The 13,193-nt window shown below is 61.6% G+C and carries 16 protein-coding genes and 1 tRNA gene; 6 read left to right on the forward strand and 11 right to left on the reverse strand.

The genetic code is table 11. From position 1 onward, the window contains the following. Positions 1–3 precede the first annotated feature (3 nt). The gene (locus EOD29_RS15870; RefSeq protein ID WP_067319302.1) at positions 4–585 is read right to left on the reverse strand and encodes a VOC family protein; all 582 of its coding nucleotides are present in this window, start codon (positions 583–585) and stop codon (positions 4–6) included. Positions 586–892: 307 nt separating this feature from the next. On the opposite strand from EOD29_RS15870, the gene EOD29_RS15875 reads away from it, so the two are divergent. Beyond that, on the forward strand, positions 893–1,294 hold the full coding sequence (locus EOD29_RS15875) for a hypothetical protein (protein WP_127247168.1): 402 nt from the start codon (positions 893–895) through the stop codon (positions 1,292–1,294). A gap of 65 nt (positions 1,295–1,359) precedes the next feature. On the opposite strand, the gene EOD29_RS15880 is transcribed toward EOD29_RS15875, so the two are convergent. The 3 genes from EOD29_RS15880 to EOD29_RS15890 form a co-directional block, all read right to left on the reverse strand. Continuing rightward, entirely contained in the window at positions 1,360–1,542 is a 183-nt protein-coding gene (locus EOD29_RS15880; RefSeq protein WP_127247169.1) for a hypothetical protein, read from the reverse strand. Between the two features lie 202 nt (positions 1,543–1,744). Beyond that, on the reverse strand, positions 1,745–2,347 hold the full coding sequence (locus tag EOD29_RS15885; RefSeq protein ID WP_067002074.1) for a hypothetical protein: 603 nt from the start codon (positions 2,345–2,347) through the stop codon (positions 1,745–1,747). Between the two features lie 20 nt (positions 2,348–2,367). After that, positions 2,368–3,126 (reverse strand): DUF4142 domain-containing protein, encoded by a 759-nt coding sequence (locus EOD29_RS15890; RefSeq protein ID WP_095828391.1) that lies wholly within the window; start codon positions 3,124–3,126, stop codon positions 2,368–2,370. A gap of 415 nt (positions 3,127–3,541) precedes the next feature. Between EOD29_RS15890 and EOD29_RS15895 the strand changes: the two genes are divergently transcribed. Together EOD29_RS15895 and EOD29_RS15900 are read left to right on the forward strand one after the other, a co-directional pair. Beyond that, positions 3,542–3,994: a YidB family protein gene (locus tag EOD29_RS15895; RefSeq protein ID WP_067319306.1), complete on the forward strand. Its 453-nt coding sequence runs from the start codon at positions 3,542–3,544 to the stop codon at positions 3,992–3,994. A gap of 611 nt (positions 3,995–4,605) precedes the next feature. After that, a complete protein-coding gene (locus EOD29_RS15900) occupies positions 4,606–4,893 on the forward strand; it encodes a hypothetical protein (protein WP_245307357.1) in 288 nt (95 codons plus the stop codon). A 358-nt stretch (positions 4,894–5,251) separates the two neighbouring features. Here EOD29_RS15900 and EOD29_RS15905 read toward each other — a convergent pair whose 3' ends face one another. The 4 genes from EOD29_RS15905 to EOD29_RS15920 all read right to left on the reverse strand — a co-directional run bounded on the left by EOD29_RS15905 (position 5,252) and on the right by EOD29_RS15920 (position 6,844). Beyond that, complete coding sequence (locus EOD29_RS15905) at positions 5,252–5,734, reverse strand: pyridoxamine 5'-phosphate oxidase family protein (protein ID WP_127215032.1); 483 nt, start codon at positions 5,732–5,734, stop codon at positions 5,252–5,254. Positions 5,735–5,890: 156 nt separating this feature from the next. Next, positions 5,891–5,965, reverse strand: a tRNA-Glu gene (locus EOD29_RS15910). 85 nt (positions 5,966–6,050) lie between these two features. After that, complete coding sequence (locus EOD29_RS15915) at positions 6,051–6,464, reverse strand: VOC family protein (RefSeq protein ID WP_067002062.1); 414 nt, start codon at positions 6,462–6,464, stop codon at positions 6,051–6,053. Then, a complete protein-coding gene (locus tag EOD29_RS15920) occupies positions 6,461–6,844 on the reverse strand; it encodes a fimbrial protein (RefSeq protein WP_067002059.1) in 384 nt (127 codons plus the stop codon). The genes EOD29_RS15915 and EOD29_RS15920 overlap by 4 nt, the downstream gene beginning before the upstream one ends. Positions 6,845–6,958: 114 nt before the next feature. Here EOD29_RS15920 and EOD29_RS15925 point away from each other — a divergent pair, with 114 nt between their 5' ends. Both EOD29_RS15925 and rpoH read left to right on the forward strand, forming a co-directional pair. Beyond that, complete coding sequence (locus tag EOD29_RS15925) at positions 6,959–7,951, forward strand: RluA family pseudouridine synthase (RefSeq protein WP_245475354.1); 993 nt, start codon at positions 6,959–6,961, stop codon at positions 7,949–7,951. Between the two features lie 210 nt (positions 7,952–8,161). Further along, complete coding sequence (rpoH, locus tag EOD29_RS15930; protein ID WP_067002056.1) at positions 8,162–9,073, forward strand: RNA polymerase sigma factor RpoH; 912 nt, start codon at positions 8,162–8,164, stop codon at positions 9,071–9,073. Between the two features lie 276 nt (positions 9,074–9,349). Here the strand turns inward: rpoH and EOD29_RS15935 are convergent, their stop codons facing one another. The 3 genes from EOD29_RS15935 to EOD29_RS15945 form a co-directional block, all read right to left on the reverse strand. Next, a complete protein-coding gene (locus tag EOD29_RS15935; protein ID WP_067319311.1) occupies positions 9,350–10,009 on the reverse strand; it encodes a peroxiredoxin in 660 nt (219 codons plus the stop codon). A gap of 190 nt (positions 10,010–10,199) precedes the next feature. Continuing rightward, complete coding sequence (locus EOD29_RS15940; RefSeq protein ID WP_067002048.1) at positions 10,200–10,565, reverse strand: cell division protein ZapA; 366 nt, start codon at positions 10,563–10,565, stop codon at positions 10,200–10,202. Between the two features lie 4 nt (positions 10,566–10,569). Next, positions 10,570–10,842, reverse strand: coding sequence for a DUF4164 domain-containing protein (locus EOD29_RS15945; protein ID WP_040973690.1), 273 nt, complete (start codon positions 10,840–10,842; stop codon positions 10,570–10,572). Positions 10,843–11,102: 260 nt separating this feature from the next. On the opposite strand from EOD29_RS15945, the gene tkt reads away from it, so the two are divergent. Next, positions 11,103–13,094, forward strand: a complete 1,992-nt coding sequence (gene tkt, locus EOD29_RS15950) for a transketolase (protein ID WP_127247171.1) — start codon at positions 11,103–11,105, stop codon at positions 13,092–13,094. Positions 13,095–13,193: the final 99 nt, after the last annotated feature.

Genomic DNA, 13,193 nt, shown 5'->3' on the forward strand with positions numbered 1-13,193 from the left:
TGTTCAGTATGGATTTTTCGCCGCCCGGTTCTCGGACAATGTTTCGCGCGATCGCTCGACCAGCGCCTGGATGGCGTCGGCAAGGTGCGCCTCGGCGATATTGTAGTCGCCGCGCGCAACGCGGATCTTGTGCGCCGCCATCAGCACGTCGGCATGGCTGAAGCCCGCGGGCGGCTCGAACCGGTAGGAGGCAAGCTCGATCAGCAGCCCAAGCGGATCCTCGAAATAGATCGAATCCATGAAGCCGCGATCCTTGACGCCGCTGTGCTTGATGGCGCGCTCGTCGAGCCGGCCGACTGCCTGCAGGAACGTCACGCGCGACACCGAGAACGCGATGTGGTGGACACAGCCGGTATCGGTCGGCGTGCGCCGCTTGACCGGGCTGCGGCTCTCGTCGGTGAAGACCGTGATCAGCCGGCCATCGCCCGGGTCGAAATAGAGGTGGCTTTCGCTCGCTTTGTCGAGATTGGGCTGCTCGAAGATGAATGGCATGCCGAGCACGCCTTCCCAGAAATCGATGGAGGTCTGGCGATCGGCGCCGACCAGCGTGATGTGATGGACGCCTTGCGACTGCAGTTTTTGCATCGGCTCCTCCCGGCGCCGCCGCGCCTGCCGCCGGACGATGTGGTCAGGCAGCCTTTAAATCGGCGCCCGGCAGGCGACCGCCGCACGGCTTCCCCTTGGTTCCGCAATCCGCATCCTGCTGGATCGCGGCCGAAACTTTGATTATCGGATGCTAATTCAATCCGAGGCGTTGCGCCAGAAGCGGCGCGCAGCATCGCACCAGCACGTCATCGCCGGCCGCAAGGAGGATGCGCAAGGCTCTGCTGCACCATGATCGAGGGCCGGCCGGGCCAGCGGAACCGCCTGCCCGACACCGCCGTTTACAACCATGGCATTGGCCGACGACATCCAAATGGCGGAACGCCATGTTCTGCAGGCCGAGCAGCACATCAAGCGCCAGCGCGCGCGCATCGCTGCGCTAAAGCGCCGTCGGTGGCCGCGAGGCAAGGCGTCCAGCTTTCTGCAGTTGCTTGAAGACGCCCAATCGATCCACCTGAATCAGCTGTCGCTGTTGTTGGAGAGGGCGTCTCGTGAACGGACCCGAGCCGGCATTTTAGACTTGGCCGCTTGGTTCAGTGTCGGCAGCCTGCGGAAGCCTTATTTGTGGACCGTCCTTGAGGGCGCCCGAAATGGCGCCACCGCTACGCTTTCACGTCGCCGATCAGCGAAGCTTCTCAGCGATAGCGGCGACACTCACGCCGTCCTCGCGCCGCATGGCTCCTCATGGTAGCCCGCTCTCGGGTGTTACTACCCGCAGCGCGGACACTCTCTCAATCTACCTTCGAAGAAGAAGCACTACTCCGACTTCGCCGGGGTTTGTTTCTTGATTTCCGTCGATGTTGACGTGTCGGACTTGTCAACACTCGCCGTCTGCTGCGCGTCGACTGAGGCTTGATCCTTCGCGTGTGCCGGGCAATTGGCTGATGCTGCAGAGACGGACAGGCCCAGCGCTAAGATCGTTCCGAGGAAGGCTTTCATCATCATCCTCCTTTTGGCAAGTGACATAGCGTAACCCGCGCGTTGCGCGCCGCAAAATCACTTTTCACTCCCCGCATCACAGCTGGCTCGCGCGTCGAGGCCGCAGAGAACTTTATTGAGCGGATAGTTGCTCCGGGCATGGAGGCGCTGTCTACGCGCCAGAGCGTGAAGCCCCCAAGCCCTTCGCGTGGGGGCGATATGGTCAAACGCGATTTGCGTAGCGCGCCCGATCGCGTTCGATCTCGTCGGCGGTGTAGTTTTCGGCGCCAGCGTCAAAACTCGTCCAACCGTCCGCTTCGTAGGCACTGCGGCGATCTTCCAAGTTCACCGATCTTGATTGACCGAGGATGCTCTCGGCTTCGCCGGCCAACGCGTCGCTAACCTTGGCCGTGACCAACGTCCCGCCGCGGCGCACACCTTCGGCGTAGACATGAGCATCCCTTTCCGGGACCCCGGAGTCGGTAAGGGCTCCGACGATGCCACCGGCAGCCCCGCCGACAACTGCGCCTCCCAATGCGCCTGCAGCGGTAGCGGCGAGCCACCCTGCGGCGACAACAGGGCCCACGCCTGGGATAGCCATGATCCCTAGCCCCGTCAGCAACCCGCCGGCGCCGCCAATGAGGGCACCCACACCGGCACCGCCAGCCGCATCTTCGGCGGCATTCGAGCGATCATCTTGGTACCAGCCGGTCGAATTATTGGCGACGATGCTGATGTCGGAATGCGGAACGCCGATTGCTTCGAGTTCACCGACGGCATCGGAAGCGTCGTCATAATTGTCAAATAGTCCGGTCACGGTTCTCATGGTTGAACTCCAATCCGTTCTCAGTTGCTGCCGGCAACGACGTTGCCTTGATAATCGAGCGCCACGGTTGTCTTCTTTCCGTCCTTGGTGGCCTGACCGCGCCAGATGCCTTGATCGTCCTTGGTTAGCGCTGAGACATCCGAGAAGCCGGCATCCTGGATCCGGCTCTTGGCCTGGTCTTCGGTGAAGCTATTGGCGCCTGGCACCGGAGCAGCCGGATTTTTTGTGTCGGTCGTGGTGACGGCGGGAGTTGTCGAACTCGTCGTCGTGCCGGTCTCATCGTCCATGGTGGAAGCGATCTTCTCGATCATTTCCTTATGCATTTTGAGTGTGGGCAAGGTCTCCGAAGCGAACGCCTTGAGCTGGGGATTGTCGCCATCCTTGGCGTAGTTCTCGAACAGCTCCACGGCATCCGCGTGCGCATCACGCTGCATCTGCACATAGGTCTTTTCGACCGGATCCTTGCCGTTCTGAAGGGCGTCGAGGTCGCTCTTGTGCTTGGCATCCGTCTCGGCGGGCACTTTGAGCTTCTGCTCGCCGGCAATCGTTTCGAGTTTTGCATTGGCCGCCCCATGATCGTCGATCATCTTTTGGGCGAAGTCTTTGACCGCCTGATCCTGGGCTTTGGCTTGGGCGATCTTACTCGACTCGACCTCGAACATGCCCCCATTGGCAGCCTTGTCGACGAACCCCTGGGCATCGTCGGCGGCAAGGACAGGCACTGCAAATGTGATGGCGGCGGCTGTGGTCAGCGCAACCAGTAGATGGCGATTTTTCATGGAGAAGTTCCTAGTTGGGCAGATGTGCTGCAAACCCAACAAGCGTCCGACACCTTTGTTCCGAGCGCGGTTTGATTTAGCGAGGAGTACCGGCATTCTTTTCACTAGGACCCGGCTGCCGGTTTTCGGTCCCGCCACGCTCCTGAACAAAAGCCAATAGGTATCGCGGCCAGCAGGATTCTTTCAGTATGGCTTGTCGCCAGTGGCAAGCAGGTTGAAGGGGGTGCCACCGGAGATTTTTGCGGCCTTCCGAGCGGCCTTCGTCCAGGACTTTATGCGTCTAAATCAAGCGGCTCGTGATCCAGCCTGTTGATTGCAAGATGACCTCGCTTGCTGGCCTCTCGGCAAACTTTTCACGTTAGACGGAACCTTTGTGATCACCGGCTCTTCCCTTGTAATTGCTGGGAGGCAATCAATGGCAAACCTGGGAAGACTGGCTGTCGCCATATTGGGCATTCTCGCCTACCAAAATCGCGACAAGATCGGAGAGCTGCTCCGTGGCGCGGGAAATCGCGATCCAAACAGTCTGCAGGGAGGGATCTTGGATCAGCTGTCCAAAGGCGTATCGGGGACGGCGCTTGGGGATATTGTCGACCGCTTCAGAAATGCGGGAGCCGGTTCCAAGGTGGATTCTTGGGTTAGTAGCGGACCCAACCAGCCGATCGAGCCGAAAGAGGTCGAGGCGGCAATAGACGACGAAACGCTCGCTTCTCTTTCAATGCAGACCGGCTTGTCCCGCGATGAGCTGATAGCCAGGATAACCAGGGACTTGCCCGAGGCGGTCAACAAGCTGACGCCCAATGGCGAACTGCCACCCGCGGGGCCCGACGATGTCACCCTGCTCGATCCGGTGCCACCACAGCGTTGATGGCGCGGCAAGGTCACACTCCAAGTCCGTCAGCGTTTGCGAAAAGCCTGTCTTGAGAAGCGCGAGGACTTGCAACGGTCATGGCGCAACTCATCCCGCTTTCGCAGGTGAGCGGTTTGCCGCTTCCGTTTGGGAGCGTGCTGACTATGAGCGGTCAATCCCATCAGGGGTGTAGCCGCAGAGCCAACCAAAGGTCCCTCGCTTGCGCTCATTAATCGCGACGGCGTTTATTAGCTACGCCTAAAGTTCTGATGTCAGCCGTCGAAAGGTGGCGCATAGTACAGACTTGCCCCTTGCCCACATGGGGTAAAAGGCCCGGCCTGTCTGCCCTAGGTCCCCCGATATGCCACAGGCCGGGCGCCCCCATCTTTAGGCTGCACTGTTCCGCGCCGCCTTTTTCAGCAAGCGCGATAGATGCACGTCGTGAAGCTCCTGAACGCTTTGAAGAAGTTCGGAATTCAAGCGCCTTGGTGGTGGGCAATTCGAGGCGTTGTAGTTCGGCTGGGAAACAAAGAAGCGTTAGCCTGCATGGTGGAGGCCACTGAACAGGCGGGGGCTAATCCGTCTTTGCGCCTACGGCAGATAGATGAGCCGCTTCTCCAATCGATACGATGAATCCCATCATTGCCCGATGCTACTTTGAGGAGGCAACCGGTTTTGCAGCCCTGGCAGCTAGTAGGCTTGAGGGGTTGGATATGAGCAGAACGACTCTCGTTGCGATTGCTTTCCTCGTCATCAGCATCGGCCCGACCGAAGCCAATGGCCATAAAGTTTTGCCGGTTTGCACCGCGTCGAGCTCACTGTCCGAGGTCTTGCATGGCAAGTGTTTTCTCGTCAAAGGCTCGATGATCTATGGCGACATCGCCGATCTTTCCCAGATAATCCAATTGGGATGGTAGCCAAGGCCGAATCGGTGCCTAGACGCTATCGCATGACTGAGCCACGCCGTTTCTTACCGGGAAATAGCGCAGCGCCTTCCTCTCCTGGGACAGCGGGGAAACAGGGGCTTCAAAGCCCAGGGGCAAAAAAGCGCCGCTCCGATAATGTCGAGTATAACGCCAGGCGCGCCAGTGGCGGATTCGTGCGCCTATCTTCCATCCCGGCGCGTAACGCATTGCCGCCGCAAACTGGCGCGGTTCATTCTGGTCGCGAGCCCATGGAGTGGATGCGTGGTTGCATTCCAGGCTGGAGGCCTTTGCCGCATCAACCGAGAATCAAGCAGAAATTACGCGGCCGACAGCCTGTCGCGACCGGCCCCTAAAGGTCGACCTTGGCGACATTATCCTTGTATTCCTGCTTCGGGTCATATCCGAGCAGCATCTTGATGCCCGAAACCACGCTCGACGCATCGAGCCAGATTTCGGCTCGGTCCGGATCGAAGCGCAACAGCGTGAGTTTCGGATCGTCTTTGCCGCCCTCGAACCAGGCTTCGACATAGGGGCTCCAGAGCCGATCGATCACAGCCCGATCATTGTCGACGCGAAGCTTGCCCTGCACCGTTGCGAAGAGGTCATGTCCCTTGGAGACGAACGTGGCCGTTGCCTGGTCGCCGCCGGAAAGGCCCATCGGAAGCTCCGTATCTTTCGCCGTGAAAAACCAGATCGGACCGGTATCGTCCTTCTCCAGTTGTGCCGTCATGGGCCGAGGGATGATGTTGGAGCCGTCGAGGCCGATCATCATCGTCATGTCAGATTTCAGTGCTTTCCAGAATTTCGCTTCGAGCTCAGCGGGTGTCGGCATGTCTCATCCTTTCACTGAAAGAAAGGCAAACGGCCGACGGTGCTGTGTGTTCCTTCGCGCGAGTTCACACCCCGCGACGGACGACTTGCCTGGCCAAGGGTTCTCGATCGCTATTCGACGCGTCGTCGTTCAAAGCAGCGAAATTATTGGAATCTTTGGTACGCCCAAGGGGAATCGAACCCCTGTTCCCGCCGTGAGAGGGCGGTGTCCTGACCGCTAGACGATGGGCGCGCTCAAGAACCGGCTACATAGGATGAAGGCCGGAAAAAAGCAACTGGGGTTTCGGACTGTTCGCGGACTTTGCGGACTGCCCTCGTCAACCCTGCCGTTTCGGCTCGATCAGATCCCAGAGATTGCCGTAGAGATCGGCAAACACCGCCACCGTGCCATAGGGCTCGAAGCGCGGCGCCTCGCGGAATTCGACGCCCCTGCCAAGCATCGCCTGATGGTCGCGGGCGAAGTCGTCCGTTTCGAGAAAAAGAAACACCCGGCCGCCGGTCTGGTCACCGATGCGGCTTGCCTGCCTCTCGCCGGAGGCCGCCGCCAAGAGCAGCCGCGCGCCCTGCCTGTTTGCCGGCGTGACCGTCACCCAGCGCTTGCCGCCGCCGAGGTCGACATCCTCGCTCAGCACGAAGCCAAGCCGCTCGACATACCAGGCTATCGCCTCGTCATAGTTTTCGACGACGAGCGCCACGGTCGCAATGCTGCGGTTATCGGCAAAGCCGCTCATTTGTTGCGAATCGCGAACTGGCCGATCACGCGGCGCTCGGCAATGTCGTAGAGAAAGATGGAACGGCTGCCGTCGGCGAGCTCGGCATCGATCGACAGGCGGTTGCCGGACAGTGCCTGGCTGACGACCTTGGCGCCGACCGGCAGCACGATATCGCCGGAGAGGGGCGCGCCGGCCGGAGCCTGGACATCGCCGGCATGCACCGATCCGGCGCCGGGCGCATTGCGGGCTTTGTAGACAAGGGCTCCGATCACCACCATAAGGGCGAGGAACAGAAGACCGAGATTGACGATCATGAAGCGGATGAGCTTCCGGCGCACTTTTTCGGCCGCAGGGTCGAGCGGCTTCTCCTCATCTTCTTCGGCGATCGGCCGGGCCATGACTAAACAATCCGCAACGGTTTCGATGAGCGCTCATAGCGAAGAGACCTCGATTTTGATAGGGCCCCGATTTTGAGACAGGATGAATTGCCGGGCGATGAGTTGGATGGAGCGGTGGAGCTGGAAGCCGGTGCCGATGCCGCAGGCGAGCGCCTCGACCAGTGGCTCACCGCCCAGCTCGGCCCGGAGATCTCACGCAGCCGCGTGCAGGCCCTCATCAAGCAGGGTGCGGTTACGATCGCCGGCAAGCCGGTCGAGGAGGCAAAGCGCAAGATGGCGCCGGGCGAGCGTGTCGCGGTCATCATGCCGGAGCCGGAGCCTGCCGAGCCACAAGGCGAGGCCATTCCTCTCGACATCCTTTACGAGGACGACGAGCTGATCGTCGTCAACAAGCCGGCGGGGCTGGTTGTGCATCCCGGCGCCGGCAACTGGACCGGCACACTGGTCAACGCGCTGATCCATCATTGCGGCGACAGTCTTTCCGGCATCGGCGGCGTCAAGCGACCGGGCATCGTCCACCGGCTGGACAAGGAAACCAGCGGCGTCATGGTGGTGGCCAAGACCGACCGCGCCCACAAGGCACTGTCTGAGGCCTTCGCCGATCATGGCCGGACGGGCGACCTCGAACGCGCCTATCTGGCGCTGGTCTGGGGCATTCCGCAGCGGCCGACCGGCACCGTCGAGGCCGCGCTCGGCCGCGCCGCCGATCGGGTACGGCGCGCGGTGGTTCCCGAAGACCGGGACGACGCCCGGCATGCCGTTACCCATTTCACCGTCGTCGAGCGTTTCGGCGGGCGGCAGAAGGAATTCACCACCGCAAGTCTGATCGAATGCCGCCTCGAGACCGGCCGGACGCACCAGATCAGGGTGCATATGGCGCATATCGGTCATCCCGTGGTCGGCGATCCGGAGTACGGCCAGGCCTTCCGCACGAAGGCCAACCGGCTGCCGGAACCGCTGAAAGGCGAGGTCAAGGCATTTTCCAGACAGGCGCTCCATGCCTGGCTCCTTGAATTCCGACACCCGACTTCCCATCTGCCGATGCGGTTCGAGGCGCCGATGCCGAGGGACATGGAGGAACTTGTCGGCGGCTTTCGAATGCTCTGAACTGCCATCAAGACGCTTCAAACCAGCCATCAAAAAACGTGACTGGCGTTGTTCACTTCAGCGTGACACACTGTTTCGTGTTGAACAAATGCCTGTCCTTTCTGGTTTTGTTCCTATATACAGCAGTTGCCGCGAGTGAGCCGATTGGCATTCGCGTCACATGCCCGCCGCGTTACGGGGGCATCACTCCAATAGAGAGGGGGCGCTATCATGGCCCAGTCACTACCCAGTATCGTTTCCGGTGAAGGCGGTCTCGCCCGCTACCTGGAAGAAATCCGTCGCTTTCCGATGCTTCAGCCCCAGGAAGAGTACATGCTCGCCAAGCGTTATGCCGAGCATCAGGACACTTCCGCCGCGCACAAGCTCGTCACCAGCCATTTGCGGCTCGTCGCCAAGATCGCCATGGGCTATCGCGGCTACGGCCTGCCGATCGGCGAGGTGATCTCGGAAGGCAATGTCGGCCTCATGCAGGCTGTCAAGAAATTCGAACCGGAGCGCGGCTTCCGGCTCGCCACCTACGCTATGTGGTGGATCAAGGCCTCGATCCAGGAATACATCCTGCGCTCGTGGAGCCTGGTCAAGATGGGCACCACCGCCAACCAGAAGCGCCTGTTCTTCAACCTGCGCAAGGTGAAGGGCCGGATCCAGGCGCTCGACGACGGCGACCTCAAGCCCGACCAGATTGCCGAGATCGCCACGCGTCTCAACGTTTCCGAGGCCGAAGTGGTGTCGATGAACCGTCGCCTGTCGGGCGACGCTTCGCTCAACGCCCCGATCAGGGCGAGCGAAGGTGAGTCCGGTGAATGGCAGGACTGGCTGGTCGACGATCACGAAAGCCAGGAAGAGATGCTGATCGAGCAGGACGAGCTGGAAAACCGGCGCTCGATGCTGTCGGGCGCGCTGTCGGTGCTCAACGACCGCGAGCGGCGCATCTTCGAGGCGCGTCGTCTGGCCGAAGAGCCGCTGACGCTGGAAGAGTTGTCGGCCGAGTTCGACATCAGCCGCGAGCGCGTGCGCCAGATCGAGGTGCGCGCCTTCGAGAAGGTGCAGGACGCGGTCAAGGCCGCGGCCAAGCGTCAAAATCAGGCGCTGCGCACCATCGAAGCGCAGCCGGCGGCGTAAAAGCTCGAGGCATTACGCTAAGACAAAACGGCGGCGCCGGGATCTGGCGCCGCCGTTTTTATTTGGCCCTACAACGCCCGCGATTGGCGAAAGCTGTGGTTCGCCCCTTTCTCCCCGTCACTATACGGGGAGAAATGTCCGGCAGGACAATAAGGGGCAGCGCCGAGATTACGAGCTTATCACGTCAGGACAACGTCCGTTGACGCGGTAATCACCGAACGCCGCGCCGCCCCTCATTCGCCTTCGGGCACCTTCTCCCCGTGGCACGGGGAAAGCTCACGCTGAAGGCTGCTTGGTCTTGCGCAGATACGGCAACACCGTCTCGTAGGCGCCGAAGCGCTTGATCGCGTCCTCGTTGGAGACGGCGGCGGTGATGATCACGTCCTCGCCCTGCTTCCAGTTTGCCGGCGTCGCCACCTGGTGCTTGGCCGTCAGCTGGATGGAATCGATGACGCGCAGGATCTCATCGAAGTTGCGGCCGGTGGTCATCGGATAGGTCAGCACCAGCTTGATCTTCTTGTCCGGGCCGATGACGTAGACCGAGCGCACCGTGGCGTTGTCGGCCGGCGTGCGCCCTTCAGAGCTCTCGCCGGCGCCCGCCGGCAGCATCTCGTAAAGCTTGGCGACGGCGAGATCCTTGTCGCCGATCAGCGGATAGTTCACCGTCTGGCCGGTAGCTGTCTTAATGTCGGCCTGCCATTTGTCGTGGCTCGACACCGGATCGACGGAAATGCCGATGATCTTGACGTTTCGCTTTTTGAATTCGCCCTCGAGCCCGGCCATCGTGCCGAGCTCGGTCGTGCAAACCGGCGTGAAGTTCTTCGGATGGCTGAAGAGCACTGCCCAGCCGTCACCGATCCATTGATGGAAATTGATCGTCCCTTGCGTAGTCTCGGCCGTGAAATCCGGCGCGATATCGTTGATACGAAGGCTCATCGCGTGCTCCCTACCCTGTGACATGGCGCCGGCCTGGGCTAACCCCATCGGCGCGTGTCAGCTTCTATACCGCCGGAAGGAACGGTTCAAAAGGCTTGTGTCTGCAAGCGTGATCGGAACGATGGAAAAATTTCTGCTTTTCCTGGAAAAGACAGCAGAATTTCCATAGCGGACGCAGGGGATTGGCGGCTTAAGCCTTCTTCACCGCCAGCGTCGTCGCAAGGTCTTCCATGCGCTGCGCAAGTGCCGCGAGCGCGGTCGTCAGCACGCTGTCGCTCTTGTCGGCCTTGGTCAGCGCCTCGTCGCGCGTCTTGCGCAGCGTCAGCACCTCGCTCTCCATGCCCTTGACCCGCTTGTTGAGCTCCGAAAGCTCATCCATCACCATGATGCCGGCCATGACGGTCAGCCGCTGGTCGCCGATCTCGCCGAACGAATCCTTCAAATGCATGACATACCGGTCGAAGCGCTCGGCGAGGTCGATCAGATGCTCTTCTTGGCCCTCGTCGCAAGCCATCCGGTACTGCTTGCCGTCGATGGAAACGGTGACCTGTGCCATTGGCTTACCTGTCCAGTACCGCGCGAATGGTTTCCATGGCGGTCACCAGCCGGCGCGACACTTCCTTGTTGGCATCTTCCAGCCGTTCGGCGCGGGCCTCGGAATTGTCGAGCTCCTGCGCCAGCCGCGAGCGGTCGGCGTTCATGCGCTGCACCTCGGCCTCGGCCTCGGAATAGTCGCGCTCATGCTCGAGCCGCGCCGCCACGGCGTTTTCCAGTCCCTCCATGGCTTTGCCGAGCCTGGCGATGACTTCCTTGAGGGTCGTTTCCCCGGTCATGGCCTTCGTCCTATGCCCTGCCCGTCACCGAATCGCTCGCGTTCAGAACGCGTTATCTCGGAAAGATTAGGCGCCGGGTGAAGCGCGCGTCAATAAAGCTCTCGCGACTGTCCCCCGCTAACGCTAATGTAGCGTCGCCGCCGCCTTCACAAGGCCGGCAAAAAAGCACCGATTTGTTGACTCAAAGGCCGCGCCTGCTATGTGTCGCGCACCCTTTCCACGGGCTCTCCCAAAGCTCCAACCCCTATTCCGGAGGAAGCATGACCTCGCGTGAACAACATGATCGGATGGCCAATGCGATCCGTTTTCTTTCCATGGACGCCGTCGAGAAGGCCAATTCCGGCCACCCCGGCCTGCCCATGGGCTGCGCCGACATCGCTACGGTGCTGTTCACCCGCTTCCTGAAATTCGACGCCAAGGCCCCGCACTGGGCAGACCGCGACCGTTTCATCCTGTCGGCCGGCCACGGCTCGATGCTGCTCTATTCGCTCCTGTACCTCACCGGCTACGAGGACATGACGATCGACCAGATTAAGAATTTCCGCCAACTCGGATCTAGGACCGCCGGCCATCCCGAATACGGCCATGCCGCCGGCATCGAGACCACCACCGGTCCGCTCGGCCAGGGCCTCGCCAACTCGGTCGGCTTCGCGCTCGGCGAGCGCATCATGAATGCCGCCTTCGGCAACGACCTTGTCGACCACTACACCTATGTGCTGGCCGGTGACGGCTGCTTGATGGAAGGCGTCTCCCAGGAAGCCATCGCGCTCGCGGGCCATCTCAAGCTCAACAAGCTGATCGTCTTCTGGGACAACAACAACATCTCGATCGACGGCCCGGTCTCGCTCGCCGACAACACCGACCAGGTCGCCCGCTTCCAGGCCAGCGGCTGGAACGCCAGCCACATCGACGGCACCGATCCGGAAGCCATCGCCTATGCCATCGAAGCCGCCCGCCATTCCGACAAGCCGACGATGGTCGCCTGCAAGACGACCATCGGCTTCGGCGCCCCGACCAAGGCCGGCACCAACAAGGCGCATGGCTCGCCGCTCGGCGCCGACGAAATCGCCGGCGCCCGCAAATTCTTCAACTGGGAATCGCCGCCCTTCGAGATTCCGGCCGACATCCTCGACGCCTGGCGCGGCGTCGGCACCGCCGGCGCCAAGGCGCGCGCCGATTGGGAAGGCCGCCTTGCCAAGGCCGACGCCAAGCTGAAGGGCGAATTCGAGCGCCGCCTCGCCGGCAAGCTGCCGGACAATTTCGACGCCGTCATCACCGAGTACAAGAAGAAGCTCTCGGCCGACAAGCCGAAGGTGGCCACCCGTAAGTCCTCGGAAATGGCGCTGGAAGTGATCAACGGCGCTGTTCCCGAAACCATCGGCGGCTCGGCCGACCTCACCGGCTCCAACAACACCAAGACCAGCCAGACCAAGAACATCACTCCGGACGACTACGGCCAGCGCTATGTTCATTACGGCATCCGCGAGCACGGCATGGCGGCGGCCATCAACGGGTTGACGCTGCATGGCGGCCTGATCGCCTATGGCGGCACCTTCTTGTGTTTCTCCGACTATGCCCGGCCCTCGATGCGCCTTGCCTCGCTGATGGGCATCCGCTCGATCTTCGTCATGACCCATGACTCGATCGGCCTCGGCGAGGACGGCCCGACCCACCAGCCGGTCGAGCATCTGGCCGCACTGCGCGCCATTCCGAACCACAACGTCTTCCGCCCGGCCGACGCGGTCGAGACGGCGGAATGTTGGCAGCTGGCGTTGGAGTCCGAAAAGACGCCTTCGACGCTCGCGCTGACCCGCCAGAACCTGCCGACCGTGCGCAGCGAACACAGCGAGAAGAACCTCAGCGCCTCGGGCGCTTATGAGCTTGCCGCGGCAAACGGCGAGGCGGCCGTGACGATCTTCGCCACGGGCTCGGAGGTCGAGGTCGCCCTCGGCGCCCGCGAGTTGCTCGAAAAACACGGCCATCCGACCCGCGTCGTATCGGTGCCCTGCTTCGAGCTGTTCGACCAGCAGGACGAGGACTATCGCAGGAAGACCATCGGCAACGCCAAGGTGAAGGTCGCTATCGAGGCCGGCATCCGCCAGGGCTGGGACCACCTGATCGGTATCGACGGCATCTTCGTCGGCATGACCGGCTTCGGCGCCTCCGGCTCGATCGAGCAGCTCTATCCGCATTTCGGCATCACCGCCGAGGCCGCGGCGAAGGCCGTGGAGGCGCGCCTGCACGGCAAGTGAGCCATCGCATGTCGCTCAAAAGCGCGCAGCGATCTCGAGCGGCATGCACAAAAAGCAACGCCCCGTAGCCCTTCAAAGGATGTCGCCGGACTGGACCAA

The sequence above is a fragment of the Mesorhizobium sp. M1A.T.Ca.IN.004.03.1.1 genome, from assembly GCF_003997555.1.
GTDB lineage: Bacteria > Pseudomonadota > Alphaproteobacteria > Rhizobiales > Rhizobiaceae > Mesorhizobium.

Coding starts and splice junctions, on each gene's coding strand:
- EOD29_RS15870 (WP_067319302.1), bottom strand. CDS start 585: ATGCAAAAACTGCAGTCGCAAGGCGTCCATCACATCACGCTGGTCGGC.
- EOD29_RS15875 (WP_127247168.1), top strand. CDS start 893: ATGGCATTGGCCGACGACATCCAAATGGCGGAACGCCATGTTCTGCAG.
- EOD29_RS15880 (WP_127247169.1), bottom strand. CDS start 1,542: ATGAAAGCCTTCCTCGGAACGATCTTAGCGCTGGGCCTGTCCGTCTCT.
- EOD29_RS15885 (WP_067002074.1), bottom strand. CDS start 2,347: ATGAGAACCGTGACCGGACTATTTGACAATTATGACGACGCTTCCGAT.
- EOD29_RS15890 (WP_095828391.1), bottom strand. CDS start 3,126: ATGAAAAATCGCCATCTACTGGTTGCGCTGACCACAGCCGCCGCCATC.
- EOD29_RS15895 (WP_067319306.1), top strand. CDS start 3,542: ATGGCAAACCTGGGAAGACTGGCTGTCGCCATATTGGGCATTCTCGCC.
- EOD29_RS15900 (WP_245307357.1), top strand. CDS start 4,606: ATGAATCCCATCATTGCCCGATGCTACTTTGAGGAGGCAACCGGTTTT.
- EOD29_RS15905 (WP_127215032.1), bottom strand. CDS start 5,734: ATGCCGACACCCGCTGAGCTCGAAGCGAAATTCTGGAAAGCACTGAAA.
- EOD29_RS15915 (WP_067002062.1), bottom strand. CDS start 6,464: ATGAGCGGCTTTGCCGATAACCGCAGCATTGCGACCGTGGCGCTCGTC.
- EOD29_RS15920 (WP_067002059.1), bottom strand. CDS start 6,844: ATGGCCCGGCCGATCGCCGAAGAAGATGAGGAGAAGCCGCTCGACCCT.
- rpoH (WP_067002056.1), top strand. CDS start 8,162: ATGGCCCAGTCACTACCCAGTATCGTTTCCGGTGAAGGCGGTCTCGCC.
- EOD29_RS15935 (WP_067319311.1), bottom strand. CDS start 10,009: ATGAGCCTTCGTATCAACGATATCGCGCCGGATTTCACGGCCGAGACT.
- EOD29_RS15940 (WP_067002048.1), bottom strand. CDS start 10,565: ATGGCACAGGTCACCGTTTCCATCGACGGCAAGCAGTACCGGATGGCT.
- EOD29_RS15945 (WP_040973690.1), bottom strand. CDS start 10,842: ATGACCGGGGAAACGACCCTCAAGGAAGTCATCGCCAGGCTCGGCAAA.
- tkt (WP_127247171.1), top strand. CDS start 11,103: ATGACCTCGCGTGAACAACATGATCGGATGGCCAATGCGATCCGTTTT.